This is a genomic window from Achromobacter marplatensis (genome assembly GCF_049060505.1).
Lineage (GTDB): Bacteria > Pseudomonadota > Gammaproteobacteria > Burkholderiales > Burkholderiaceae_B > Achromobacter > Achromobacter marplatensis_A.
Genome location: NZ_JBMGRB010000001.1, coordinates 365512 through 389474 on the forward strand (window position 1 = coordinate 365512; position 23963 = coordinate 389474).

The window sequence follows — 23963 nt, forward strand, 5'->3', positions numbered from 1 at the left end:
GAACCCGGTCAACCCCTATTTTCGGCCGAACAGACGGCCCAGGAAACCGCGCGGCGCGGCAGCGGCGTCTTCGGCAGCCTGGGCTCGGCGTAGCGACAGGTCCTGGTAATCGGCTTTGCCGTTCTGCTGGTAAGAGGCCGCGGCCTGGCGGAAGGCCATGGCCGATTCGGCATGGCGTTTCAGGTGGCCGTAGATCTCGCCCCGCGAAAATAGGGCCCAGCTACGGAAGTCGGGATCCAGCCCGATCAGGCGGTCGCACGCGGCCAGGGCTTCTTCATGCTGCTTGGCCGCATTCAACGCGTTGATGCGCTCGGCGTGCAGCGGGCCGCTGTCCGGCCACCTCACAAGAGCGCGATCGGCATCGGCCACGGCTTCGGCGCCGCGGCCCAGGTTTGTCAGGGCGTCGATGCGGACCCGGCGCCATTTCAGCCAGTCGGGGTCCAGGGAAATCGCCACTTCCGACAGAGGCAGGGCTTCGTCGTAGCGTTCCAGGCGGGTCAGCATGTCGGCGGCGTTGCCGGGCAGGAAATCGTTGTCGGGCGCGATCTCGTAGCCGCGCAGGTAATAGGCCAACGCTTGCTCCCAGTTGCGCTGGTCACGCTGGGCGTTACCCGCCACGAACAGCAATTGGGCGTCGCCGCTTTCCATCGGATCCAACCCTTGCAGGGCCTGTTCGGCCAGTTCGGGGTCGCCGCTGCGCACGAATTCGCGGGCCTGTTCCTTGCGGCCTTCCCAACCCGTGTCCGACAGCGCGTCCAGATGCCGCCACAACGGGGCGGCTTCATCCGCGCGGCCCAGACGGTGCAGGGACCGCGCCTTGCCTTCCAGCGGCCAATCCCAATCGGGCTCGCGGCGCAGCAGGCTGGTCCATTCCTCTACCGCGTCTTCATGGCGTTCCAGCGCTTGCAGGCAGGAGGCCCGGTTGTGCTGGATGGCGTTTCCCTCGCCCAGGATCGCGCGGGCGCGGTCGAACATCGCGATGGCGTTCTTCAGGTCGCCCAGGCGGCGGTAGTTGTTGCCCGCGTCGTACAGGAAGCCGCCATTGTTGGGCGCCAGCGCGACGGCGCGCTGATGGTAGGGCAGCGCGTCCTGGTAGCGGCCAGCGTTATGCAGATTGGAACCGATATAGCAATGCGGCGCCGCGGCGGACGGCCGTAGTTGCGAGGCGCGGGTCCAGCATTCGATGGCGGGTTCCAGCCGGCGGTCGTTGATCAGCAGATAGGCTTCGGACATCATCAAACCGTAATGCGAGGGCGCGCGCTGGCGTGCCTCGCGCAAGATGCGCCAGGCTTCCTGCTGTTCGCCTGCGTCATAGCGCGCGGTGACCTGCACGCGCAGCGCGTCGCTGCACTGCGGGTCCAATGCTAGCGACCGGGCCAGGTCGGCTTCGCGCTGGGCGTGGGCGCCGCGTTTGTCGTGATAGCGGGCGCGCAGGGCCCACATCACGGCCGAACCGGGCTCTTCGCGCACGCCTCTTTCGCACAAGGCAAGCATTTGCGCGTGGTCGTGGCCGTCATCGGCGCGGTGGATGGCTTCTATCAGGCTGGACATGCGGAGCGTTCCGTATTCAAAGGGCGGGCTAGCGCACAAAGGCGCCGGTGTCGTGGCGGCAGCTGTAGGGACGGTCGGCGCGGGCGATGTCGTCGCTGCCGCATTGCCAGCGGCGGATGCCGCCGCCTTTCTTTTCCGCGCGCAGTTCCGGCAGGTACATCAAGTGTTTGCCGGCCAGCGTGGGAAAGCCATCAGTGCGAGGCTCACCAGCGATCGTCAGCCGCATCACGCCGTTGACGGGATTGAGTTCCAGCTTGGAGAATCCGCTGTTCTGCAGTGATTCCTGGGTCATGCCGATGTCCGCCATCGTGGCGGGGAAGGCTTTTTTACTGCGGTAGTGGTTTTCAACCAGCATGCGGATGGGGTCCGACACCAAGTCAAAACGGCGGACGTCCGCGTGCAGGGGATTGTCGCCATCGTCCTGGCTCATGACGCCCACGCCGATCACCACGCCACCCAGCACCAGCGCCAGCACGCCGAATACGAAGAACAGGAATTTGCCTGTGCCGGTGACCGCGGGCGTCTTGGCGACGGCCGCCTGCATCGCGCGTGGATGCGCCCGGCTGGCGACCACATGCGTGCCGGCCAGGGCGTTGTGCATCGACCGTTCGCCGAAGATGGCTTGCTGGATGTGGTGGAACAGGCCCGGCAGTGCAAGGTTAAGCGTGTACTTCAGCGTGTGCCGCCATATCGACCGCAGCAGGCCGGGCACCTGCCCTTTGCGATTCACGACGCGCTGCTTCAGCAGGCGCTTGCCTGGGGACCCGTTTGCCCAGGCGTCCATGAAGGCGGGCAACAGCCAGCCAATCAGCCCCGCCAACACCAGCAGCAGCACGGGCCGGGGCTCGCCGGTCAGGCTTTCATAGGTCAGCGAGGCCGCCCAGATCAGCGTGAAGATCGCCGCCACCATGAACAGGCCGTCGATGACGGTGGCGCCAAGCCGGGCCCAGATGCTGGGGAATACGGGCGCATTCGGCGCCGGGGCGGCCTGCTTGGCGCGCGTGGGCGCAGCCGCAGCCGCAGCCGTTTTAACCGGCAATGGCGCTTGGCAACTGAAGCAAAGGGTATTGGAGGCCGGGTTCTGCCAGTTACAGCGTGGGCATTGCATGAAAGCGTGATCCGCGAAACGAAGGCCGCGCAGAGCGGCCGGACTGCGGATCATACCCAGGTCCTGCCTGCGGGAAAACCCCGATCCCTGCGGCAGCAGGCAAAGCAGGACACTTCGTGCCATGAAGCCCGCCCTGCCTGCATCTCCCGCCGCCCGCGACATCGACCCCGTTTCGCTCCGATTGTTCTTGTCGGCGCTGGAGGAGGGTAGTCTGGCGCGCGCCGCCGCCCGCGAGAACATCGTGCCGTCCGCCGTCAGCAAGCGCATGTCGGAAATGGAAGACGCCTTTGGCGTGCCGCTGCTGGAGCGAGGCGTCAAGGGCGTGCAACCCACGCCAGCGGGCAATGCGTTGGCGACCCATGCGCGCCGGCTGCTGCAGGACATGGACCGCATGCATCGCGAGATGGCGGGCTTTGCGACCGGCGTGCGCGGGCACATCCGGCTGGCCGTCAGCGTGGCCGCCTTGTCGGGCGACCTGCCTGCGCAGATCCAGTCGTTTCGCCGGGCGTATCCGCAAATCGACATCTCGCTGGAAGAAGACACGACGCAAGCGGCGTTCCGCGCCGTGCTGGACGGACATGCCGACGTGGCGGCGGGATCGGACTTCGGTCATGACGGCTTGCAGGTATTCGCCTGCGGTCATTGCGAGCTGGCCGCCGTGGTGCCGGGCCAGCACCTGCTGGCGGACCGTGACGCATTGGATTACGCGCAACTGCTGCCTTTCGAACAGATCGAGCTGAACCGCGACAACGGCATCAGCAGCGTCTTCGAGCAGGCGGCCAAGGACGCGGGCCTGACGCGTCGCATCAGTGCGCGCGTCAGTTCGCACGAAACCATCTGCATGCTGGTTGCGCGCGGCATGGGCGTGGCGGTGGTGCCCCAGTACCTGAAGGCGCGCCTGTCACACCTGGACATCCGGTTCGTGCCGTTGACCGGCCCGTGGTCCAGCACGCCAATCTGTATTGCAGTGCGGGATCCGGATGTCTTGTCGCCCGCCGCACGGGCCTTGCTGGCCCACTTGGGCGTGCTGCCGGCGGGCGAGAGCTAGGGGCAAACCCGGACGTTCCGAAACGAGAATGCCCCCATGCTGAAAGACCGCTACCCGCTCTGCCCGCTGGCCCGCGATGATGGGCGCATCCGCGGGGCGGCAAGGCGGTTTTCCGACGTTGCCGACCTGCATCCGACCATCCGGCAGGCGAGAGGAAACGTTGATGAGCGCAGCACCGGCTTCACCCTTCATGGAGAGTTCCGAATTGCCCTTGCGGGGCATCAAGGTCCTGGAGCTGTCCCACATGATCATGGGGCCGGCAGCCGGCCTGTCGCTGGCGGATCTGGGGGCCGACGTGATCAAGGTGGAACCCATCGACGGCGACCGAACGCGCCGTCTGAAAGGGTCGGGCAGCGGTTATTTCCCCGTGTTCAATCGCAACAAGCAAAGCCTGGCGATCGACCTGAAGTCGCCCGAAGGGCAGGACGTGGTGCGCCAGCTGGCCCTGCGGAGCGACATGGTGGTGGAGAACTTTCGCGACGGCAGCCTGGCCCAGTACGGGCTGGACTATGAATCCTTGTCTGCCGACAACCCAGGGTTGATCTATGTGTCGCTGAAGGGGTTTCTGTCAGGCCCGTACAAGCACCGCACGGCGCTGGATGAAGTTGTACAGATGATGGGCGGACTGGCCTACATCAATGGCGGCGCCGACACGCCGCAGCGCGTGGCGGCATCGGTCAACGACATCCTGGGCGGCACCTTCGGCGTGGTGGGCGCGCTGGCCGCGCTGCACGACCGCCATGCCACGGGCCGCGGCCGTCATGTGCGGTCGGGCCTGTTCGAGAACAACCTGCTGCTGGTGGCGCAGTTCATCGCGCAATACCAATTGACCGGCACGGCGCCCAAGCCCATGGGCGCGGAGCGCAAACCGCCATGGGGCGTGTACGACGTATTCGAAACGGCGGACGGCCGCGTGTTCGTCGCGGTGGTGGGCGACGCGCAGTGGCGAAATTTCGCGCAGAAATTCCTGCCACCGGAATGGGCCGCCGACCCGCGTCTGGCCACCGCCGTCGACCGCGAGGCCGCAAGGTCCTGGCTGGTGCCCGGCGTGGCCGAAATCCTGAAAACCTGGAAGACCGATGCGCTGTGCCAGGCGCTGGAGGACGCCAACCTTTCTTATGGACCGATCCGCCAGCCGCACGATCTGCTGGACGACGCGCACCTGAACGCCGGGGGCGCGCTGCTCAAGACCCTGCTGCCCGACGGCAGCGAAATATCCACGGCCGCGCTACCCATCGAGTTCGACGGGCGCAAGGCCGGCAAGCGTTGCGATCCGCCGGTGCAAGGCGGCCAGACCCGCGCCATTCTGCAAGGCCTGGGCCTGGATGCGGCGCGCATCGATGCGCTGCGCGCGGCGGGAGTCATCGCATGACCCGGCCGTAGCGCCAACGCCCTGTCGAGGCGGCGTCAGACCGCCAAGACATTCATCAAAGAGGAGACCCCATGATTCGAAAACTGATTGCGATGGCCGCGTTGGCCGCCGCCTGCACGGTGCACGCGCAGGATTATCCCAACAAGCCCATCCGCATCATCATCCCGTCCACCCCGGGCGGGGGCACCGACTACATCGGCCGGCTGATGAGCAGCAAGCTGCATGAGCTGAACGGCTGGGCGGTGGTGCCAGAGAACAAGCCTGGCGCCGGCACGGCGCTGGGCCTGGCCGAAGCAGCGCGCGCACCTGCGCAGGGGTATGACCTGGTGATCGGCCAATCCGACAACGTCACGTTGATTCCGCTGCTGATGAAGGTGGCCTACGACCCCGTCAAGGACCTGGTGCCCGTGGCGCTGGTGGCCACCACGCCGATGGTGCTGCTGGTGACCGAGAGCTCGCCCTACAAGACCCTTCCCGAAGTGATCGAGGCCGCCAAGAAGGAACCGAACAAGATTTCCTACGGCACGTCGGGCACCGGCGGCGGCGTGCACATCGCCATGGAAATGCTGCAACACGAGGCCGGTTTCAAGATGCAGCACGTGCCGTACAAGGGTTCGGCTCCCGCCCTGGCCGACCTGATGGGTGGGCATCTGCAGTTTGCCGGGTCGTCGATCTCTTCAGCGGCGTCGCTCATCAAGGCGGGCAAGGTGCGTGCGCTTGCCGTGACCTCGCCCAAGCGCAATCCCGCCTTGCCGGATGTGCCGACGGTGGCGGAGCTTGGCTACGCGGATTTCAGCGTGGTGACCTACTACGGCGTGCTGGCGCCGGCAAAGACCCCGGCCGACATCGTGACGCGCCTGAACACCGATTTCAACAAGCTGCTGGCGCGCAAGGACGTGCAGGAAGCGCTGGCGTCGCAGGGGCTGGAAACAGACCCGGTCTCCAGCGCCCAGTTCGCCGCGCTGATCCAGTCGGACATCGGCAAGGCACAGCAGACCATCAAGAGCGCAGGCATTGTGGTGCAGCAATAGTCCGGGACACAGGCCGGCGTACACGACAGGAGGGCATATGGATCAGGAAGTCAGGCTTTGCGAGGTGGGCCCGCGCGACGGGCTGCAAATGGCCAAGGGCAGGATGCGGGCGGCCGACAAGCTGCGCTGGATCCGCCAACTGGCGCTGGCGGGCTTGCGCGAGATTGAGGTGGGCAGCTTTGTATCGCCGCGGCTGGTGCCGCAGATGGCGGATACGGGCGCCATCCTGCCCGACGTCCTGCAGATAGACGGCCTGACGGTGTGTGCGCTGGCCTGCAATCTGAAAGGCGCCATTGCCGCCTACGAGGCGGGCGCGCACGTGCTGTCGTTTCCGATTTCGGTCAGCGACACGCACAGCCACGCCAACGTGGGCAAGGGCACCGACGCGCAAGTGGAGATGATGGCGTCCATTGTGGACTGGGTGCGGTCGCAGCCGCGCCCCATGCGCATCGATGCGGCGGTCGCCACGGCGTTCGGCTGTTCGATGGAAGGCGATGTCGCCGTGCGGCGCGTGGCGTTGGTGGCCGCGGCGGTGGCGCGCACTGGCGTCGATGAGATCGCGCTGGCCGACACGGTGGGCTATGCGCACCCCGCGCAGGTGAGCGATGTGGTGCGCGCTACGCAGGACGCCGTGGGCAGCCTGCTGACCAAGCTGCACTTGCACGACACCATGGGCCTGGGCCTGGCGAACGCGCTGGCTGGCCTGAACGAAGGCATCCGCAGCTTTGATTCCTGCCTGGGCGGTCTGGGAGGCTGCCCGTTTGCCCCGGGCGCCTCGGGCAACATCGTCACCGAAGACCTGGTGTTCATGCTGGAAAGCATGGGCTACCGGACCGGCGTGGACCTTGCCCGGTTGTTGGCCGCGCGTGCCTTGCTGGCCGACGCCTTGCCGCAAGAGACCTTGCGCAGCGGCGTGGCCGCGGCAGGCATCCCCAGGACCTTCCACGCGGCGGCCGTGGCGTAGCGCCGCGCCCCGCGTTAGCGATACACCAGCACCGGCACCGTGGAGTGCGCCAGCACCTTTTGTGTCTGGCTGCCCAGCAGCAGCGCGGCCATGCCGCTGCGGCCGTGCGAAGTCATCGCGATCAGATCGCAGCCTTGCGTCAAGGCGATGTCGATGATGACCTGATACGGCGTGTCGCTTTCGCGCATTTCGGTCGTGCACGGCACACCCATGGCCTTGGCGCGGGCGGCGGCTTCCGCCAGGTACGAGGCGGCCAGCTCCTGGGCTTGATGTTCATACGTTTTGCGCACGCCTTCCAGCTGCACGGTTTCCATCGAAGGCATATGGAAGCTGCCATAGGCCGTCACCACGGTGACACTGGCCCCTAGCGCGCGGGCCAGGCCCAACCCTTGTTCCAGGCCGGTGTTGGCCAGGCTGGATCCGTCGATGGGGATGAGAATGTGCTTGTACATGGCAACCTCCTGGGATGGAGAGGGCGGCGCGGTCATGGCCGCCACGCGGGCGAAAACAACAGCCTCATACTACGCCCGCCCCGCACGGCCCGGAAGGCGCGCGCGGGACGGCGTCTGACGCTGATCAAGCGCTGGCCCCGGAACCCGGGCCGGCGCCCCGCCGGGTCTTTACCAGCGGTACGTCGCCGTGCCCACGACGGTACGCTGGTCGCCGTAGTAGCAGTTGCCATAGCCGCAGTTGGCGATGTAGGTCTTGTTGGTCAGGTTGCGGGCGTTCAGCGCCAGGGTCCAGTTCTTGATCTGGTAGCCGATCATTGCGTCGAACAGCAGGAACGACGGCACCTTGACCGGCGCGGCTTCGCCATCGCCGAAATTCGACCCGGTGTAGCGGGCGCCGATGCCGACCTTGACGGCGGATTCGAACCGGTAGTCCAGCCAGAGCGATGCGCGATGCTTGGGCACGGCGGTGGCCTGCTTGCCGACCTCTGCGGGGTTGCTGCTTTCGACCACATCGGCCTTCGGCGTCCAGGTGTAGGCCGCGACGACATTGAAACGCGGTAGCGGCTGGAAGGTGGCCTCAAGCTCCAACCCACGCACCAGCACTTCGCCCTTCTGGCTGGGCATCGATTGGCTGTCGTAGGTGATGTAGTTCTTGCGGCGCAGCTCGAAGATCGCGGCGCTGTAGCTGTCCGAGCGTCCGACCGGCTGATAGCGCACGCCGGCTTCGTATTGCTTGCCGGTTTCCGGCTTGAAGGGTGTGCCGCTGACTGGATCGATGGTGACGGTGGGAGAGAACGATTCCGAATAGCTCAGGTACGGCGCCCAGCCCGCCGGATCCACGTAGACCAGGCCGGCGCGGCCGGTGAACTGATGGTCGGGAAAGCGCGTGGTGGTGCCGTCCTGGCGGTTGCGCATCTTGCCTGAGACATCGTCGTACCGGCCGCCCAAGGTCAGCACCCACCGGTCCTTCCACTTGATCTGGTCTTGCAGGTACACACCGGTTTGCGCCACGGTGATGTCGGCATCCATCCAGGGCCGGGGCCGTTCGATGCCGCCGCGGCCATAGACGGGATCGTAGATCGACAGCGGCGGCGCGTAGCCGCCATTGAAACTGACCTGATCGATGGCCGTGCGCTGGTAATCCACGCCCAGTAGCAGCCGATGCTGCCAATCACCGAAGCGCAAATCCGTCTGCGCCTGGTTGTCGATGGTGAAGCTGGAAATGTTCTCTTTGCTGCCGGATACGCTGCGGCGCAAGGTCTGGTAATTGGCCGGATCCGACGGGTTTTCGTTGACGGGCAGATACCCCAGCGACTGCACTGCCGCGTAGTCGACCCGCAGCTTGCCGTAGCGCGCGTTCTGGCGCAGGGTCACGGCGTCATTGACGCGATGTTCGAACAGGTAGCCCACCATCCATTGTGTCTGGTCAAACGAGTCGTAGTCGGGTTCGCCCACGAAAAGATCGCTGGGGATATGCGTGCCGGCAGGCGTGCGCACCAAAGAGCCTGCCGCGGGGCGCGCCCGCGTGTACGTGCCGCCGTCCTTGCGGCCATACTGTGAAAGCAGCGTCAATGACGTATCCGCCGACGGCCGCCATGTCAGCGACGGCGCGATGTACAGGCGGTCGTTCGAGATGCCGTGTTCCGGCATCTCGGAATCCAGCCCCATCGCGGTGATGCGGTAGAGCCATTTGCCGTCTTCATCCACCGGGCCGGAGAAGTCGCCTGCCAGCTGGCGCCGCGAATGGTCGCCCAACTGTGCCTGCAATTCATGCAGGGGCTCCTCGGTCGGCCGCTTGCTGACGACGTTGACCAGGCCGCCGGGGCCGGTCTGTCCGTACAGCACGGAAGAGGGCCCGCGCAGGATCTCGATCCGTTCGGCGCCGTAGTTCTCGGTCTGCCAGATTCCCCAATTGCCGTTGTTGCGCAGCGGCATGCCATCCAGGTAGAAGCCTGGCGAGTAAGCGTCAAAGCCACGGATCGCGATCCAGTCGTACCGAGAGTCGGCGCCGTATGTCGTGATCGCCACGCCAGGCGTATAGCCCAGGGCATCCCTTAGCGTGGTGGCGCCTATGGCGCTGATGCGGTCGGCGGTGACCACGGAAATCGACTGCGGCGTTTCCAGGATCGCCGTGTCGGTCTTGGTGCCCGTGGCGCTGCGCTTGGCCACGTAGCCGGACACGGGACTCCACGCGGTTTCCGCGTTGGCGGTGACGTTGATCGGCGCCAGTGTCGCCACGGCCGACTGGGGCGCGCGGCGCACGGTCAGCGCGCCGCCGGGCAGGGTAACGGCCTCCAGGCCAGATCCCGCCGTGACGCGGCCCAGCGCGTCGTTCAACGTGTAGCTGCCGCTAAGCGCCGGCGCGTTGATATTGCGGACCATGGCCGGGTCCACCGACAGCACGCGGTTGTTCTGCGCCGCGATGCGGTTCAGGGCGACCGCCAGCGGCCCGGCGGGAATCTCGTATTGCTGGCTGGTGGGCGCCGATTGCGCGAGCGCGGCAGGGGAAACCACGGCGACGGCGACCGCTAGGCCGGCCCGATACAAAGGATGCATGACGTACAACTCCGGGTTGCTGATTTCTCGAATTCCTACCCAGAGGTGTATCGGCGCCCGAAAACCGGACAACAAAATTGTAAAAGCCGGGCCGCACGGGCCTCAGGCCCGGTCTACCCATGTCAGCAAGCCGCCGTAATGGTCGATGCGCAATGGCAAGGTCGCCGCCAGCGCGGCCCAGGCTTCATCGGGTCGATCCAGAGAGAACACGCCCTGTACCCGCAGCTGGCCAGCCGCTTTGGACACGTGCAGCGTGGCCCGCATGTAGGGGCGCAAGGCCGCGGCGACTTCGTCCAGCGACGCGTCCAGCACGTCGATCCGGCCCGCCTCCCAGGCCGCCAGCGCGTCGGCAGAGGTGCCTTCCAGCCGGTGGATGCCAGCGGCGCCATAGGCCGCCGCCTGCCCCTGTGCCAGTTGCTCCGTCGCGCCGTTGCGCGTGCGTACCCGCACCGTATGCTCAAGCACGGCCGCCACGCTATGGTCGCTTTCCTTGCGCACCATGTAGCGGGTGCCCAGCGCCCACGCCGTGCCGTCGTCCGTGCTGACCCCGAACGGGCGCGCTTCATCCGGCGCCACCGCGGCGATCAACGCGCCGTGCAGTAATCGAACCCGCCGCACCGCGCTGGTGAATTCCAGCCGGATCCGGCTGTCCGCATTCAGCTGCAACTGGCTGCCGTCGTCCAGCGCAAGCGTGCGGCGTTCGCCGGTGCCGGTGACCAGGTCGCCGCGTTGTTGCCATTGCTGCGCACCCAACCAGCTAGCGCCCACGGCAGCGCCCGTCAACGCCAGGGTCTTGCCCAGGAACAGGCGCCGTGACGGGCCCCGCACCAGCATGCCGCGCAACGCCGCGCCGGCGGAATCCTGAGTTTGGGCCGCGCCCAGCGCGCGCAGCGCTTGAAGCGGCCCCGCCACGCTTTCCTGCAGGGTGGTCCAGGCTTGGGCATGCGCGGGGTCCGCCTGCCGCCATTGCTGGAACCGAAGCTGTTCGGCCGCATCGGCGTCCCCGGCGGTCAGGCGCAGCATCCATTGCACGGCCTGGCGATCGATCTCGGGCGTCATGCGTGCCCCTCGCGGCGCACTCGCAGGCAACGTTCAAGCGCCATCGCCATGTGCCGCTGCACCGTTCGCGCCGACAAGCCCATGCGCCGGCCGATTTCGTCGTAGCTCAATCCGTCCAATTGGCTATAGAGAAACACGGCGCGCGCCGCGGGCGGCAGGCCATGCAGCACCGCATCCACCCGCATCAGCATTTCCACGCCCAGCGCGACGGCTTCGGGCGACGGCGCCATGTCGTCGGCATGCAGGGCCAGCCATTGCAGATACGCCTGTTCCAGTTCGCGGCGGCGCCAAAAATGGAACAGCAGCCGGCGGGCGATGGTGGAGAGGTACGCCTTGGGTTCGACAATCGAGGCCACGGGCTCGCGGCTGACGGCGGCCTGCAGAAACGTGTCGGACGCCAGATCTTCAGCGTCCGCCTGGTTGCGCAGCCGAAACCGCAGGCGATCCACCAGCCAAGGGCGATAGTTCACGTATAGGGAAGCCAGGGCGGAATGGGCGGAGTGCTTTCCCATGAACTGAAGATCTTAAAAAATAGGAATAAGTATCATTCAGTATATAGAAAAAGGCGGCCGGCAAATAGCAGGGAACACCCTCGGCCTGGCCGGCGGGGGCGCAGGGGCGTTGGGGGCGAGACAGGGGCGTAGTGGGAAGGAAAAGAAGCGAAAGGGCGCATCAATGCGCCCACGGTGTCCCAGGTAAGTGCCTGGTGCGGCCGGCGGCCTTGCGAATGCCAAGGGTATTTGGCGGAAGCGGTGAGATTCGAACTCACGAACGGTTGCCCGTTGCCGGTTTTCAAGACCGGTGCAATCGACCACTCTGCCACGCTTCCGGGGTCTGCTGATGTGTCCTGCGGGCGTGTCTGGTGGACCTGCGCGCGCAGTACGGCGATTCGGCCGTCAGGCAAACATTCTGCCCGAACAGCAACGCGATATGCCGTAAAGGGCGCAATAATAATCCATTTGCTGCAAAGGAGGCACGCGATGCACGCTGTAGAAATCTCCCGCCCCGGCGGCCCCGAGGTCCTGGTCCCCGTAGAACGCCCCACGCCCGAAGCCGGCGTGGGTGAAGTTTTGATCAAAGTCAGCGCTGCGGGCATCAACCGCCCCGACGTATTCCAGCGCAAGGGCAACTACGCCCCTCCGCGTGGCGCCTCCGACCTGCCGGGTCTGGAAGTGGCCGGTGAAATCGTGGGTGGCGACCTGGCTGGCAGCGGCTTTGCCGTGGGCGACAAGGTCTGCGCCCTGGTGGCGGGCGGCGGTTACGCCGAATACTGCGTCGCGCCCGTGGCGCAATGCTTGCCCATCCCCAAGGGCCTGTCCGACATCGAAGCGGCCGGCTTGCCGGAAACGTATTTCACCGTCTGGAGCAATGTGTTCGACCGCGGCCGCTTGTCCGACGGTGAAATCCTGCTGGTGCATGGTGGCGCCAGCGGCATCGGCACCACGGCTATCCAGTTGGCCCGCGCGATGGGCAACAAGGTCTATGCGACGGTCGGCAGCGATGACCGCGCCCGTGCCGTCGAAGCGCTGGGCGCCGAAAAGGGCATTAACTACAAGACGCAGGACTTCGTGAAGGAAGTCATGGACGCCACTGATGGGCGCGGCGTGGACGTCATCCTGGACATGGTGGCGGGTGACTATATCGCCCGCGACATGCAATGCCTGGCGGATGACGGCCGCATCGTGATCATCGCCCAGCTGGGCGGTGCGCGCGCCGATGTGGATACGTCCCAGGTCATGCGCCGCCGCCTGACCATCACGGGGTCCACGCTGCGCCCCCGGTCGGTCGATTTCAAGGGCGCCATCGCGCGCGCCCTGCGTGAACACGCATGGCCCTTGCTGGAAAATGGGGCCATCAAGCCGATCGTGCACGCCACGTTCCCCTTGGCCGAGGCCTCCAAGGCGCACGCCATGATGGAAGGCGGCGAAAATATCGGCAAAATCATCCTGACAATGTAAGAAACGCGCGGCGTTCGGCGTATCGCCGCGCAACAGGATACAATCTCGGGTTTCGCCTGGAATTTTTTCCAGGCAGGCCCGTGGGCGGTCGTGTCATGCCCCGGGACTCACCCTCTCTGACAATTGCGCCATGACTTCAGTCGAAAACCGCGCCCGCCTCGTGCTGGGCAACTGGAAGATGCACGGCAACCTGGCCGAGAACGCCGCGTTGCTGACCGAGCTGCGCGCCGCGGATGCCGCGAGCCACTGCGACATCGGCATCTGTGTTCCGTTTCCTTACCTGGCGCAAGCCGGTTCGGCCCTGACCGGAAGCAACGTGTCCTGGGGCGCGCAAGATGTCAGCGCGCACGAAAAGGGTGCCTATACCGGTGAAGTCTCCGGTGCGATGCTGAAAGAATTCGGCTGCCGCTGGGCGTTGGCCGGCCACTCCGAGCGCCGCGTGCTGCACGGTGAAACCGATGAAATCGTGGCCGCCAAGGCGCAAGCCGCGCTGGCCGCCGGCCTGACCCCCGTGGTCTGCGTGGGCGAGTCGCTGGCCGACCGCGAAGCCGGCAACACCCTGGCCGTCATCGAACGCCAGTTGAAGCCCGTGCTGGCGTTGGGCGCCGAGGCTGTGTCGCGCATGGTCTTGGCCTACGAGCCCGTCTGGGCCATCGGCACCGGCCGCACCGCCAGCCCCGAGCAGGCGCAAGAAGTCCACGCCGCCATCCGCGCCGCCTTGCGCGCGCTGGGCGCGGCGCAGGTGCAAGTTTTGTACGGCGGCAGCGTTAAAGCTGCCAACGCCGCCAGTTTGTTCGCCATGACTGATATCGACGGAGCCCTGGTCGGCGGCGCGTCGCTAGTGGCTGAAGAATTTTTGCGTATTGCCGCCATCTAAGTTTCCGTTCCGGAGTCTGTAATGCCCTTGATGCTTAAACTTCTGCTGGCCGTCCAAGTCTTTTCGGCGCTGGCTATCATCGTTCTGGTTCTGCTGCAGCAGGGCAAGGGCGCCGACATGGGTTCCGCTTTCGGTAGTGGCTCGTCCGGCAGCCTGTTCGGTGCCACCGGCGCCGCCAACTTCCTGTCGCGCGCAACCAAGTGGGCCGCCGTCGTCTTCTTCGCGTCCACCGCCGGCCTGGCTTACGTCAGCCACAAGGGCACCAGCGGCCCGGCTGTGGACTCCGGCGTGATGCAAAGCTTCCCGTCCGACCGCTCCGTGCCCCAAGTGCCGGGCGCCGCGCCCGCCGCGGGTGGTTCGTCGGTTCCGGGTGCCGCCTCGCCCGCGCCGGGTTCGGTGCCGGCAGCGCCTGCCGCCCCGGCCAAGCCGGATGCGTCGGTGCCGTCGGTTCCGGCTACGCCTGCCACGCCGGCGCCGGCTGCGGGCCAGAAGCCGGCCGAAACGCCTGCCAAGTAAGTTCGGGCAGGTCCAGAGGAAGGCCGGCGGATGCCGGCCTTTTTCTTTGGGGCGGCGGTATGGAGAGGAAGGACGCGGCGGCGGTTGGAGTATTTGGGGCCGCTTCCGTCATTCGTTCAATTCGTGCTAGAATGCTCGACTTTCTGGCAATGCCTATGGCGGCGTCAGGAAATTGGTGAATGCCGACGTGGTGAAATTGGTAGACACGCTATCTTGAGGGGGTAGTGGCGAAAGCTGTGCGAGTTCGAGTCTCGCCGTCGGCACCAAGAATTCCTCGTAAAAAGCCCGCTGAAACGTAACGTTTCAGCGGGCTTTTTGCTTTGTGCTTTTTGGACGGGGCGGTGCCGCATCCACATATCGCGCCCATGACGGAACGCCGCGCTACTTCGGCCCCTTGTTGTTTCCCTGCGCGTACTTGCGCCAGTAGGCGAACTCGTCTTCGCGCACCTCGAGGTCCAGTTCAGATACGCGCAGTTGCAGCCGCTCCTGCACGTCGGCGACCGCTCGGTTATATATCGTCGGGCCGATTTCCTCCAGGAAAAAACCAAGCAGCGCTCCCGCCGCGATATTGCCGATAGGCGCTTCCATGTGCTCGTCGAAATACCGCTGAATCGACGCGATGGCAGTGGCTCGAGTTTGTTTTTCCAATTCAATCGTCATAAGGGTCTTGCGCCTTCTGGGAGGTTCCAATGGTGGACCATACCGCGATACCGCCAAAGGCTATCAGAGTCCGGCTAGGACGCTTTCGAACTCCCGCATTTCGATTGTGGTGAGGCCGACCACGTCGTTGCGTCCTGGCCGATCTGCCGGGCCAACGCAGCAATCAAGCGCTGCTGCGCTTGCACAAGCGAGGGATATCCGTCGCTGGCGGCTTCTTCGAATCGTCCGTGGCACACCAACCTGGCATTCCCGGGCTGGCGTGCGTCCCCCAGGGTCCAACCGGCCTCAAGCTGCACGCGTTTTCCGGGCCATGCGTCCAACCGGCGAATCTGCAATTTCACCTTGATCACCTGCGCATCGCCCGGCCATGACAATCCGGCGACATCCTGGGTGCCCAGGTCATCGACCAACTGCGCCGACAGGGCGTTGCGTATCTCTTCGTCCAACGGCCCCAGCCACCGTTCGTCATCCAGGACGGCGAGCGTGCCGCTGTCGTCTTGCCTCACAACGAGTTGGGGCTGATTCAGATATTCCGGCACACTCACCGGCAGCACTTCGACGACGAAGCGCGCCGGGGCGGCCGGAGGTTGGATGCCCCCCTGGGGGGTTAGCAGCGTGTAGTGACGAACAGGCGCGGAAGCGGTGCAGGCCGCAAGCCCCAGTGTCATGGCGAGCAGGCAGAAGCGAATAGGTCGGATCATCGTTGGGGCGTCTCTATCGTGCTGGCGGGCGGTTCTCTGGGGGCCTCGAATGTGGCGTGCTTCGGGCGGCCTCGCACCACCGCCTCGGGATACCGGCTTAACAGGTCGGTCAGGGTGCGGACCGAACGGGCGGCGCGTTGAATCTCCTGAAGGGTCTGGCCCACGCTTTGCCGCAACGTCGCGTCTTCGGTAAGCATTCCGTGCGCGGCGCCAATGGTTTGTTGCGCCTGGCGAAGGGTCTGCGTGGCCTGAGGTAGAACCTGGCCATTCACCTGCGACAGTGCTTTATTCAGGCTGGCGAAGGACGCGTCAAGATTGCGTGCGATGTTGTCCAAGGGCATCTTGTCGATCTTGCCCACGATGCTGGCGACCCGCTCCTGCAATTGATCGAAGCTGCCGCTGACGGTCGGCAGCGTTATGGGACGATGTTGAGGATCAAAGGCGACCTTGGGCGTGTTGGGTATGAAGTCCAGCGCGATGAACAGTTGGCCGGTCAGCAGGTTTCCCGTCCTGGCCTGAGCCCTCAGACCGTGCGCCACCATTTCTTGCAGCATGCGTACCAGCCGGTCTTCGTCGGTTCCGTCGAGCGCCGGCATTTTCTCCAGGATTTCGCTCAGCCGCTGCGGATACACCACAATGCCGACCCGGGATTGAAAGCGACGCTTCACCGGATCGTAATCCGGCTTGATGGAAACGACCTTACCCAGGTCCATGCCATCAAACTGCACGGGCGCGCCGATAGCCAGGCCCCGCAAGGATTGCTCAAACACCAGATAGGCGGTTTGCGAGGGCCCGTCGGGCGGGGCCAGCGCTGCCTGCTGATCCTTGGCCAATTCGTATGCGGCGTCCTCGGCCGCTGGCTCGCCGGATACGCCCGAAGACGTGCCGAAGGAAACCCCTCCGGCCAGAATGGTGGCGATCGACTGGGTTTGCAGCTTGAACCCGTCCGCGCCCAGCGAGACATCCACACCGCTGGCATTCCAGAAGCGCGTTTCCGTCGTGACAAAACGGTCGTAGGGCGCATTGACGAAGACTCGCAACGCGACTGCTTTGCCATCCTCGCCCAACTGATAGGACGCAACACGGCCGACTTGAATGCGTCGGTAATAGACGGGCGATCCGACGTCCAACGAGCCAAGATCTTCGGTATGCAGAACGAAAGACCGGCCGGGCGTGTCGCCGATGACCGTGGGAGGGCTTTCCAGGCCGGTGTACTCCTTGCCGGGCTCCATCGATTGCCCCCGATCGACACCGATATAGGCGCCCGACAGCAGCGTGTCCACCCCGGAAACGCCGTCGATGCCGATGCGCGGACGCACCACCCAAAACCGGGAATCCTCGCGCGCCAGGCTTGCCGCATCTTTATCCAGCGCCACCGTTGCGACCACACGGGAACCGTCTTCGTTGAGGCCGATCGTCGTCACCGTGCCTACGTTTACGTCCTTGTATTTCACCAGGGTCTTGCCTTCTTCCAGACCGGCGGCGGTGCGAAACGTGATATTGATCACCGGGCCTTCCGTCATCCAGGTTTGCACCAGCATGGAAAGCCCTACCAGCACGGCGATGAGAGGCACCAGCCAGACGAGCGAGATCCGCCATTTTCTGCGCGGTATCACCGCAGGAGCGCCAGGCTCGGAAAGCGCCCTGGAAGAATCATTCATGCATCACCACCATTGATTTCACCATCCCAAATATGTCTGGGGTCGAACGACATGGCTGCAAGCATGGTGAAAATCACGACCATGCCGAAGAAAAGGATGCCGATCCGAGGCGAGATATCGGTAAGGCCGTGAAACTGCACCAGTGCGGCTACGACGGCCACCACCAGCACATCCAGCATCGACCAATACCCGACAAACTCCACCATGCGGTACAACTTGGCGCGCTCTCGCGTTGCCCATCGGCTACGCCTTTGGGAGGTCGCGAGCAACAGCGCAAGAATCAGGAATTTGGCGCAAGGGACCGCCACGCTCGCGATGAAGATCACCAGTGCGATGCCATAGGAGCCCGACGTCCAGAACTCCACCGCCCCTTCCATGATCGTGCTGCTGCTGCCTCTGCCCAACAGGCTGGTATGCATGACCGGCAACACATTGGCGGGGATGTAGCAGATAACGGCAGTCAGAAGCAGCGCCCAGGCGCGTGCAATACCGTTCGGCCGCCGATGGTGGAGGGGCGAGCCACAGCGCGGACAGGGAACGGATCGCCCGGGCGTGTCCTGGTGTTCGCAAACCAGGCCGCATGCGTGGCAGCCGACGACTGATAAGTCGCTTGCGAATGGCGGCTTGTTCATACCGCGCGTCCGCTTTGCACTTTCGGATCATGTTCGGTCTGTTCCCACAGCGAAGAGAGGTCTTGGTGGGTAATCACAGTAAGCAATACCATCAGGGCGGCAGTCGCCCAGACGCCCGCGCCTAGAGTGACTTCCACAAGGCTCACCAGCTTGATGATCGCCACAAGAATGCCGAGGATGCCGACTTCCACCATGCTCCAGGGCCGCAACCGCGCCAGCATCCGCAGGGCCGGGGCAAAGCCTGGCGCCCGTTGGCCCGCACGCGCGAAGATCAGCACCCACGACAGCAACGTGATCTGCGCAAGCGGCACCAAGATCATCACCAGCGCAGCAACGATCGCAAGAGGCGCAACGCTTCCTTGGGCCAGGGCCCATGCAAATTCCCACAACGTTGCTTCGCGGTGCGTTCCATTCAGGCTGATGCGCACGACCGGACATGCGTTCGCGATCAGAAACACCACCGCCGTTGCGAGGGTCAACGCCAACCACCGATTCACGTCCAGCGGATTGGCGCGCAGGATCACGGCTTCACATCGGCTGCATCGCGCGACCTCGCCTGCCGCCAATGCGCAACGTTGGTAAACGCTGTCGCAATGTTCACAGGCCACCAAGTGCGGGTAAACGTTCATGTGTTTGGCTGGATAACCGTGCGGTTGCATTGCGAAGGCCGCCCATGGAAACCGACCGCTGCTGATGGGTGCCCTTTGACGCAGCCTGCGAGGCTACCGAAAATGCCGCGCCGGGGCTTGCCATTCGATGCCAAAGTGCCTCGGTGCAGCGGGCGCGAACGCTGACGAGGGCCGGGGATTGAGAGTAAGGTATGAAGTTAAGGCCTTGATCACCCGGCACGTCGGCCTGTGCCCCAGCGGGAAGCAGAGCATGATGAAGATTCTTTATTTAGTAGCGCGGCCCGTCCTTGTCGCGGCCGCCTGCGCGTCGATTGCCGCGTGCGCGGACAATCCGCCCCGGCAAACCGACATGGACTATCGGAGCCGGCCATCTTCGACCACGCAGGGGGCGACAGGCGCTCCTGGCTCGTCGGGGCAACGGTTGACCATACAGTCCGGCGAGGGCGAAAGATTGAATCTGCCCTGGTTCATCGACGACACCAAGGATTGGATCAATAGCAACTAAAAAAAATCCCGCCGACGCGTGACGTCTTAGCGGGATTTTTAATGGGGCACTGCCGCCGGCCATGCCGGCCATTCAGCAATACGAATTACGCGCCAGCCAACATATACCGTACCGACACAGCAAGAATTCGCTGCGCCGACTCATTCAGCATCTTGGCTTCACGATGGGCTTTCACTGAATACACGGCGTCATAGCGGCGACCGCTGCGCGGGCCGGCAAGCAGTGCCGGGCGGCGGGTCAAAATGGGGGAGATCAAGCGTTGCATGTCGGAGCATTCCTGCGGGCACCGGGCCCAGTAGATGCCAGGCATCGTAAGCCGGCTTTCCGCCCGGGCCAACGAATTACCATTCATATGAATATCCAGGGCTGGCCCGGTCCAGACCGGGTTCCCCCCAAGCATCTCGTCGACGAGTATGCCCGGCGTATATGACAGTCATATGCCAGCCGCGGCTCCAATTGCCTCAGGCCCCCTTCAACCTGGAAGGCACATCTTCCGTATCGCTGCACACGGCCAGTACTTCGGCCGGTTTGCGGCTTAGCGACAGGTACACGTGCCCGATACTGCTATCGAAGTAGGCCGATTCCAGCTTGCCCAGCACCACGCTATCGCCATTCTCGAATTGGATCCTGACCTTTCCCGATAGCACCACCACGAATTCCTGGCCGGGGTGGCGGATGTAGTCCTCGAACTCCACGACCTTGCGCGAGTCGATCAGCGCAACCATCGGCAGCATTTTCTTGCCGGGGTATTCGCCCATCAGCAGGCGGTAGTGGTAGTTCTCGGTGATGTAGTCGCGGGCGTCGCTGAGCTTGTTTTTGACGTAGGTGGGGGCAACGGCGGCTTGGGAGGCGTCCCGCAGCATGAACATGCGGGTCATGTCGATGTCCAGCGCGCGGGCCAGGGCGGCAAACTTTTCGTAGCTGAGGGCGATCTGGCCGAGTTCGGCCTTTGACAGGGTGGATACCGCGATGCCGCTGGCCCGCGACAGCGCCTGCAAGGTCATTTTTCTGGCTTTGCGCTCGGCGCGCAGGCGGGCGCCCATCTCTTCCTTGCCCACGATCTCGGGCGGGGACGTATTGCCGGGTAGGGCCATGTAGCGGTCTGGCATCAAGGGGTTGAGGGCTGGGGCAGGGCCCGCAAGCCCTGCCGCGTGTACGCCGGATTGTAAAGGGTGGGCGGGTTCAGGCGGCAGTCCGGTTCAGGACGCGGCCGGCATGCTGGCCGGTGAAGGCCTGATCTTCCCAGACGGGGGCGCCGTTGACATAGACCGAATGGATGCCGGCGGCGCGTTCGGTGGGGCGTTCGAAGGTGGCGGCGTCGGCGACGGTGGCGGGATCGAAGACCACCAGGTCGGCGAAGTACCCGGGCTGCACCTGGCCGCGCTCGGCCAGGCCGAACTTGGCGGCGGTCAGGCCGGTCATTTTCCAGACGGCGGTCTCCAGCGGGAACAGGCCCAGGTCGCGCGAGTAGTGGCCCAGCACGCGGGGGAAGGTGCCCCACAGCCGGGGGTGCGGGCGTTCGTCGTGGGGCAGGCCGTCCGAGCCGATCATGGTGGGGCCGAATTTCAGGATGCGTTGGACGTCTGGCTCGTCCATCATGAAGTAGATGGCGCCCGCGGGTTGCAGGTCTGGCACGACGTCGTACTTGGATTTACCGCGTTCGGCGGCCACTTCCTCCAGATCGCGCCCGCTCAGTTCGGGGAACGGCTTGCACCAGGTGATGATGGTGCGGCCGGCCAAGAGCACCCGGTCTTGCTTGAGCATGGTGGATCCTGCCACATAGGGGTAGGCGTCCAGCGAGACGTCTTGCCTGGCCATGGCGGCTTCGATCAGGGGCAAAGTTTCCTGGGAACGGCCGAAATTGGGCTGGCCCATGACCTTGTGGTGCGAGATCACGACGGGCACGTCGAGTTCGCGGCCGATGCGGAATGTCTCTTCCAGCGCTTCGACGATGTGTTCGCCTTCGTCGCGCATGTGGGTGGCGTAGATGCCGCCGTGGGTGTTCAGCGGCCGGCAGACTTCGATGATCTCTTCGGTGGTGGCGCGGGCGGCGGGCGGGTAGAACGTGCCGGTCGAGATGCCGATGGCGCCGCTGGCCAGGGCGTCGTCGGCCAGCGTCCGCATGGCCTGTACTTCGTCGGGGGTGGCTTCGCGTTGCAGGTCGGGCATGACGGCGGCGCGCAGCGTGGAGTGGCCAACCATGCAGGCGGCGTTGACGGCGGCGGGCGTGGCGCGCAACGCGTCCAGGTAGTCGGAGAAGCGGGCGAAACGGTACGAGCCGCCTTCGTCCAGCAAGTCCAGCGGGGCGGGCGGGCTGGCGTGGGCCAGCGGCGCCAGGCTGATGCCGCAGTTGCCGGTGACGACGGTGGTGACGCCCTGCGAGATCTTGGGCGTCATGTCGCGGTGCTTGAGCAGGTAGTTGTCGTCGTGCGTGTGCGAGTCAATGAAGCCGGGCGCGACCACTTTGCCGCTGACGTCGATCCGGCGGCGGGCGGCGCTGGCGGACAGGTCGCCTACCGCGGCGATGCGGTCGCCGCGGACCCCGACGTCGGCGCGTTGGCCGGGGGTGTTGGCGCCGTCGATGACGGTGCCGCCGGCAAGGATGTAGTCAAACGGGGTGGCGTCAGGCTGGGACATGCGGATCTCCGGCTAAAAGGGTCAGGCAAAGTGGCAGGCGACCTGCTGTTCGGGGGCGACCTGGCGAGGTTGCGGGGTCTCTTCGGCGCAGCGCGGTTGCGCCATCGGGCAACGGGTGCGGAACGCACAGCCCGATGGGGGCGACAGCGGGCTGGGGATTTCACCTTTCAAGACTTCGACGGGCGTGCGCTGGCCCTGGCGCGCCGACGGCACGGCGGCCAGCAGGGCGCGGGTGTACGGGTGGGCGGGGCGGTCGAAAATGGCGTCGCGGGTGCCGATCTCTACGATCTTGCCCAGGTACATGACCGCCACGCGGTGGCTGATGTGGCGCACCACGCTCAGGTCATGCGAGATGAACACGTAAGTCAGGCCCAGGTCGCGCTGCAGGTCCATCAGCAGGTTGATGACCTGCGCCTGGACCGAGACATCCAGCGCCGACACGGGTTCGTCGCAGACGATCAGGCCCGGATCCAGCGCCAGGGCGCGGGCGATGACGATACGCTGGCGTTGTCCGCCCGAGAACTCGTGGGGGTAGCGGTCGGCGGCGTCGGGGCGCAGGCTGACGCGGGCCAGCAACTGCGCAACGCGTTCGCGGATGGCGGCACGGCCGTGGCCGAAGTTACGCAGCGGTTCGCCGATGATGTCGCGCACGCGCATGCGCGGGTTCATGGACGAAAAGGGATCCTGGAAGATGAACTGCATGCGCTGGCGCATGGCGCGCAATTGGCCGCTGTTCATCTTCGCCAGGTCTTCGCCTTCAAGCAGGATGCGGCCTTCGGTGGGGTCGGTCAGGCGGATCAGGCATTTGCCGGTGGTGGACTTGCCACAACCGGATTCGCCGACCAGGCTCAGGGTCTGGCCGCGCGGAACGGATAGCGAGATGCCATCCACCGCACGCAGCACCTTGGCGCCGCGCCCGCTGTCCACGGGAAAGTGCTTCTTCAGGCCGATGACTTCCAGCATGGGGACGGCGGCAGGCGCAGTGCGGGGGGGCGCGGCGGACGAGAGAGGGATGTCGTGCAGGTTCATGGCGGACCTCAGGCGGTGACGGCGGCGGGCGCCGGTTCGGACTGACGGGCCCAGCACCAGACGCGGTGGCGGCTGCCGGCATCGATGGCGGGCGGCGCGTCTTCGGTGCAGCGCGCCAGCGCCTGCGGGCAGCGGGCGGCGAAGGCGCAGCCGCGCGACGCGGGGGTCATTACCGGCACGATGCCGGGCAGTTCGGCCAGCCGCGCCGTGTGGTCCTGGCCGTCTACAAAGTCAGGCAGCGAACGAATCAGCGCCTGCGTGTAGGGATGCTGCGGACGGTCCAGCACGTCGTCCACGCTGCCTTCTTCCACCTTGCGGCCGGCGTACATCACGATGACGCGCTGGCACATTTGCGCCACCACGCCCAGGTCGTGCGTGATCAGCACGATGGCCGTGCCCAGCCGGGCCTGGATGTCGCGCAGCAAGTGCAGGATCTGCGCCTGGATGGTGACGTCCAGCGCCGTGGTGGGCTCGTCGGCGATCAGGACCTTGGGCTGGCATGCCAGCGCCATGGCGATCATGGCGCGCTGGCGCATGCCGCCGGACAGTTGATACGGATACTCGCGCACGCGGCGGGCCGGGTCCGATATCTGCACCAGTTCCAGCAGCTTCTCGGCCTGCGCCAGCGCATCGCGGCGCGACAGGCCCTGGTGCAGCATGAGCGATTCGCTGATCTGCTTGCCCACCGTGATCACGGGGTTCAACGAGGTCATGGGCTCTTGGAAGATCATCGAGATCTGATTGCCGCGGATGGCGCGCATGGATTTTTCGGGCAGGGCCAGAAGGTCGCGCCCGTCGAACTCGATGCTGCCGCCCGCGACGCGCCCGGGGGCGCGCAGCAGCCGCATGATGGACAGCGACGTGACACTTTTGCCGCAGCCGGATTCGCCGACCAGGCCCAGCGTTTCGCCGGGCAGCAGCTCGAACGACAGTTTGTCGACGGCCACGACGGTGGTGTCGTCGCCGTCGAAACAGGTGGTGAGGTCGTGCACGCGCAAGACAGGGGTGGGTTGCATG

24 protein-coding genes and 2 tRNA genes are annotated in these 23963 nt (G+C 65.3%); 9 read left to right on the forward strand and 17 right to left on the reverse strand.

All coding sequences use genetic code 11. The features are described 5' to 3' along the window. Positions 1-15: 15 nt before the first annotated feature. Both ACI0FO_RS01675 and ACI0FO_RS01680 read right to left on the reverse strand, forming a co-directional pair. A complete protein-coding gene (locus ACI0FO_RS01675) occupies positions 16-1551 on the reverse strand; it encodes a tetratricopeptide repeat protein (protein ID WP_416023647.1) in 1536 nt (511 codons plus the stop codon). Positions 1552-1579: 28 nt separating this feature from the next. Further along, positions 1580-2590 carry an RDD family protein gene (locus ACI0FO_RS01680; protein ID WP_416023648.1) on the reverse strand — a complete coding sequence of 337 codons (1011 nt, stop codon included), beginning with the start codon at positions 2588-2590 and terminating at the stop codon, positions 1580-1582. A 190-nt stretch (positions 2591-2780) separates the two neighbouring features. On the opposite strand from ACI0FO_RS01680, the gene ACI0FO_RS01685 reads away from it, so the two are divergent. From ACI0FO_RS01685 to ACI0FO_RS01700, 4 genes are all read left to right on the forward strand, one after another. Continuing rightward, positions 2781-3707, forward strand: coding sequence for a LysR family transcriptional regulator (locus ACI0FO_RS01685; RefSeq protein WP_416023650.1), 927 nt, complete (start codon positions 2781-2783; stop codon positions 3705-3707). Positions 3708-3870: 163 nt separating this feature from the next. Next, on the forward strand, positions 3871-5079 hold the full coding sequence (locus ACI0FO_RS01690) for a CaiB/BaiF CoA transferase family protein (protein WP_416023652.1): 1209 nt from the start codon (positions 3871-3873) through the stop codon (positions 5077-5079). A gap of 71 nt (positions 5080-5150) precedes the next feature. Beyond that, on the forward strand, positions 5151-6110 hold the full coding sequence (locus ACI0FO_RS01695; protein WP_416023654.1) for a Bug family tripartite tricarboxylate transporter substrate binding protein: 960 nt from the start codon (positions 5151-5153) through the stop codon (positions 6108-6110). Positions 6111-6147: 37 nt separating this feature from the next. Beyond that, positions 6148-7074, forward strand: a complete 927-nt coding sequence (locus ACI0FO_RS01700) for a hydroxymethylglutaryl-CoA lyase (RefSeq protein ID WP_416023655.1) — start codon at positions 6148-6150, stop codon at positions 7072-7074. Positions 7075-7088: 14 nt separating this feature from the next. Here the strand turns inward: ACI0FO_RS01700 and ACI0FO_RS01705 are convergent, their stop codons facing one another. The 5 genes from ACI0FO_RS01705 to ACI0FO_RS01725 all read right to left on the reverse strand — a co-directional run bounded on the left by ACI0FO_RS01705 (position 7089) and on the right by ACI0FO_RS01725 (position 11970). Beyond that, a complete protein-coding gene (locus tag ACI0FO_RS01705) occupies positions 7089-7526 on the reverse strand; it encodes a universal stress protein (RefSeq protein ID WP_416023657.1) in 438 nt (145 codons plus the stop codon). 168 nt (positions 7527-7694) lie between these two features. Then, the gene (locus tag ACI0FO_RS01710) at positions 7695-10082 is read right to left on the reverse strand and encodes a TonB-dependent siderophore receptor (protein ID WP_416023658.1); all 2388 of its coding nucleotides are present in this window, start codon (positions 10080-10082) and stop codon (positions 7695-7697) included. Positions 10083-10184: 102 nt separating this feature from the next. Further along, entirely contained in the window at positions 10185-11141 is a 957-nt protein-coding gene (locus ACI0FO_RS01715) for a FecR family protein (protein WP_416023659.1), read from the reverse strand. After that, complete coding sequence (locus tag ACI0FO_RS01720) at positions 11138-11653, reverse strand: sigma-70 family RNA polymerase sigma factor (protein WP_105555247.1); 516 nt, start codon at positions 11651-11653, stop codon at positions 11138-11140. The genes ACI0FO_RS01715 and ACI0FO_RS01720 overlap by 4 nt, the downstream gene beginning before the upstream one ends. A 229-nt stretch (positions 11654-11882) precedes the next feature. Further along, positions 11883-11970: transfer RNA gene (locus ACI0FO_RS01725), tRNA-Ser, on the reverse strand. Between the two features lie 151 nt (positions 11971-12121). On the opposite strand from ACI0FO_RS01725, the gene ACI0FO_RS01730 reads away from it, so the two are divergent. The 4 genes from ACI0FO_RS01730 to ACI0FO_RS01745 all read left to right on the forward strand — a co-directional run bounded on the left by ACI0FO_RS01730 (position 12122) and on the right by ACI0FO_RS01745 (position 14758). Beyond that, positions 12122-13099, forward strand: coding sequence for an NAD(P)H-quinone oxidoreductase (locus ACI0FO_RS01730; RefSeq protein ID WP_416023661.1), 978 nt, complete (start codon positions 12122-12124; stop codon positions 13097-13099). Between the two features lie 130 nt (positions 13100-13229). Further along, positions 13230-13976 (forward strand): triose-phosphate isomerase, encoded by a 747-nt coding sequence (tpiA, locus tag ACI0FO_RS01735; protein WP_416023663.1) that lies wholly within the window; start codon positions 13230-13232, stop codon positions 13974-13976. A 21-nt stretch (positions 13977-13997) separates the two neighbouring features. Continuing rightward, positions 13998-14492, forward strand: coding sequence for a preprotein translocase subunit SecG (secG, locus tag ACI0FO_RS01740; RefSeq protein ID WP_416023665.1), 495 nt, complete (start codon positions 13998-14000; stop codon positions 14490-14492). Positions 14493-14673: 181 nt separating this feature from the next. Further along, positions 14674-14758: transfer RNA gene (locus ACI0FO_RS01745), tRNA-Leu, on the forward strand. 115 nt (positions 14759-14873) lie between these two features. Here ACI0FO_RS01745 and ACI0FO_RS01750 read toward each other — a convergent pair. The 5 genes from ACI0FO_RS01750 to ACI0FO_RS01770 all read right to left on the reverse strand — a co-directional run bounded on the left by ACI0FO_RS01750 (position 14874) and on the right by ACI0FO_RS01770 (position 18775). Then, positions 14874-15152: a DUF2164 domain-containing protein gene (locus tag ACI0FO_RS01750; RefSeq protein ID WP_416023667.1), complete on the reverse strand. Its 279-nt coding sequence runs from the start codon at positions 15150-15152 to the stop codon at positions 14874-14876. Positions 15153-15226: 74 nt separating this feature from the next. Further along, positions 15227-15853 carry a PqiC family protein gene (locus ACI0FO_RS01755; RefSeq protein WP_416023669.1) on the reverse strand — a complete coding sequence of 209 codons (627 nt, stop codon included), beginning with the start codon at positions 15851-15853 and terminating at the stop codon, positions 15227-15229. After that, positions 15850-17514 carry an intermembrane transport protein PqiB gene (locus ACI0FO_RS01760; RefSeq protein WP_416023671.1) on the reverse strand — a complete coding sequence of 555 codons (1665 nt, stop codon included), beginning with the start codon at positions 17512-17514 and terminating at the stop codon, positions 15850-15852. The genes ACI0FO_RS01755 and ACI0FO_RS01760 overlap by 4 nt, the downstream gene beginning before the upstream one ends. Continuing rightward, entirely contained in the window at positions 17511-18146 is a 636-nt protein-coding gene (locus ACI0FO_RS01765) for a paraquat-inducible protein A (protein ID WP_416023673.1), read from the reverse strand. The genes ACI0FO_RS01760 and ACI0FO_RS01765 overlap by 4 nt, the downstream gene beginning before the upstream one ends. Continuing rightward, entirely contained in the window at positions 18143-18775 is a 633-nt protein-coding gene (locus ACI0FO_RS01770) for a paraquat-inducible protein A (RefSeq protein WP_416023675.1), read from the reverse strand. Before ACI0FO_RS01770 ends, ACI0FO_RS01765 begins: the two co-directional genes overlap by 4 nt. A 253-nt stretch (positions 18776-19028) precedes the next feature. Between ACI0FO_RS01770 and ACI0FO_RS01775 the strand changes: the two genes are divergently transcribed. Further along, positions 19029-19280: a hypothetical protein gene (locus ACI0FO_RS01775; RefSeq protein ID WP_416024530.1), complete on the forward strand. Its 252-nt coding sequence runs from the start codon at positions 19029-19031 to the stop codon at positions 19278-19280. Between the two features lie 85 nt (positions 19281-19365). Here ACI0FO_RS01775 and ACI0FO_RS01780 read toward each other — a convergent pair whose 3' ends face one another. The 5 genes from ACI0FO_RS01780 to ACI0FO_RS01800 all read right to left on the reverse strand — a co-directional run bounded on the left by ACI0FO_RS01780 (position 19366) and on the right by ACI0FO_RS01800 (position 23962). Beyond that, the gene (locus tag ACI0FO_RS01780) at positions 19366-19545 is read right to left on the reverse strand and encodes a hypothetical protein (protein ID WP_416023676.1); all 180 of its coding nucleotides are present in this window, start codon (positions 19543-19545) and stop codon (positions 19366-19368) included. A gap of 196 nt (positions 19546-19741) precedes the next feature. Beyond that, positions 19742-20374 carry a helix-turn-helix domain-containing protein gene (locus ACI0FO_RS01785; RefSeq protein WP_105555565.1) on the reverse strand — a complete coding sequence of 211 codons (633 nt, stop codon included), beginning with the start codon at positions 20372-20374 and terminating at the stop codon, positions 19742-19744. A gap of 88 nt (positions 20375-20462) precedes the next feature. Beyond that, positions 20463-21917: an N-acyl-D-amino-acid deacylase family protein gene (locus tag ACI0FO_RS01790; protein WP_416023678.1), complete on the reverse strand. Its 1455-nt coding sequence runs from the start codon at positions 21915-21917 to the stop codon at positions 20463-20465. Positions 21918-21938: 21 nt separating this feature from the next. Further along, positions 21939-22946, reverse strand: coding sequence for an ABC transporter ATP-binding protein (locus tag ACI0FO_RS01795; protein WP_416023679.1), 1008 nt, complete (start codon positions 22944-22946; stop codon positions 21939-21941). A gap of 8 nt (positions 22947-22954) precedes the next feature. Next, positions 22955-23962, reverse strand: coding sequence for an ABC transporter ATP-binding protein (locus tag ACI0FO_RS01800; RefSeq protein WP_416023680.1), 1008 nt, complete (start codon positions 23960-23962; stop codon positions 22955-22957). Between the last annotated feature and the right edge of the window lies 1 nt (position 23963).

Bases quoted from the DNA above. Each gene is read 5' to 3' on its own strand.
- ACI0FO_RS01700 (WP_416023655.1), top strand. From the start codon at position 6,148: ATGGATCAGGAAGTCAGGCTTTGCGAGGTGGGCCCGCGCGACGGGCTG.
- ACI0FO_RS01770 (WP_416023675.1), bottom strand. From the start codon at position 18,775: ATGAACGTTTACCCGCACTTGGTGGCCTGTGAACATTGCGACAGCGTT.
- ACI0FO_RS01775 (WP_416024530.1), top strand. From the start codon at position 19,029: ATGAAGATTCTTTATTTAGTAGCGCGGCCCGTCCTTGTCGCGGCCGCC.
- ACI0FO_RS01675 (WP_416023647.1), bottom strand. From the start codon at position 1,551: ATGTCCAGCCTGATAGAAGCCATCCACCGCGCCGATGACGGCCACGAC.
- ACI0FO_RS01690 (WP_416023652.1), top strand. From the start codon at position 3,871: ATGAGCGCAGCACCGGCTTCACCCTTCATGGAGAGTTCCGAATTGCCC.
- ACI0FO_RS01695 (WP_416023654.1), top strand. From the start codon at position 5,151: ATGATTCGAAAACTGATTGCGATGGCCGCGTTGGCCGCCGCCTGCACG.
- ACI0FO_RS01715 (WP_416023659.1), bottom strand. From the start codon at position 11,141: ATGACGCCCGAGATCGATCGCCAGGCCGTGCAATGGATGCTGCGCCTG.
- ACI0FO_RS01785 (WP_105555565.1), bottom strand. From the start codon at position 20,374: ATGGCCCTACCCGGCAATACGTCCCCGCCCGAGATCGTGGGCAAGGAA.
- secG (WP_416023665.1), top strand. From the start codon at position 13,998: ATGCCCTTGATGCTTAAACTTCTGCTGGCCGTCCAAGTCTTTTCGGCG.
- ACI0FO_RS01710 (WP_416023658.1), bottom strand. From the start codon at position 10,082: ATGCATCCTTTGTATCGGGCCGGCCTAGCGGTCGCCGTCGCCGTGGTT.
- ACI0FO_RS01730 (WP_416023661.1), top strand. From the start codon at position 12,122: ATGCACGCTGTAGAAATCTCCCGCCCCGGCGGCCCCGAGGTCCTGGTC.
- ACI0FO_RS01795 (WP_416023679.1), bottom strand. From the start codon at position 22,946: ATGAACCTGCACGACATCCCTCTCTCGTCCGCCGCGCCCCCCCGCACT.
- ACI0FO_RS01780 (WP_416023676.1), bottom strand. From the start codon at position 19,545: ATGCAACGCTTGATCTCCCCCATTTTGACCCGCCGCCCGGCACTGCTT.
- tpiA (WP_416023663.1), top strand. From the start codon at position 13,230: ATGACTTCAGTCGAAAACCGCGCCCGCCTCGTGCTGGGCAACTGGAAG.
- ACI0FO_RS01800 (WP_416023680.1), bottom strand. From the start codon at position 23,962: ATGCAACCCACCCCTGTCTTGCGCGTGCACGACCTCACCACCTGTTTC.
- ACI0FO_RS01790 (WP_416023678.1), bottom strand. From the start codon at position 21,917: ATGTCCCAGCCTGACGCCACCCCGTTTGACTACATCCTTGCCGGCGGC.
- ACI0FO_RS01720 (WP_105555247.1), bottom strand. From the start codon at position 11,653: ATGGGAAAGCACTCCGCCCATTCCGCCCTGGCTTCCCTATACGTGAAC.
- ACI0FO_RS01765 (WP_416023673.1), bottom strand. From the start codon at position 18,146: ATGAACAAGCCGCCATTCGCAAGCGACTTATCAGTCGTCGGCTGCCAC.
- ACI0FO_RS01750 (WP_416023667.1), bottom strand. From the start codon at position 15,152: ATGACGATTGAATTGGAAAAACAAACTCGAGCCACTGCCATCGCGTCG.
- ACI0FO_RS01755 (WP_416023669.1), bottom strand. From the start codon at position 15,853: ATGATCCGACCTATTCGCTTCTGCCTGCTCGCCATGACACTGGGGCTT.
- ACI0FO_RS01705 (WP_416023657.1), bottom strand. From the start codon at position 7,526: ATGTACAAGCACATTCTCATCCCCATCGACGGATCCAGCCTGGCCAAC.
- ACI0FO_RS01760 (WP_416023671.1), bottom strand. From the start codon at position 17,514: ATGAATGATTCTTCCAGGGCGCTTTCCGAGCCTGGCGCTCCTGCGGTG.
- ACI0FO_RS01685 (WP_416023650.1), top strand. From the start codon at position 2,781: ATGAAGCCCGCCCTGCCTGCATCTCCCGCCGCCCGCGACATCGACCCC.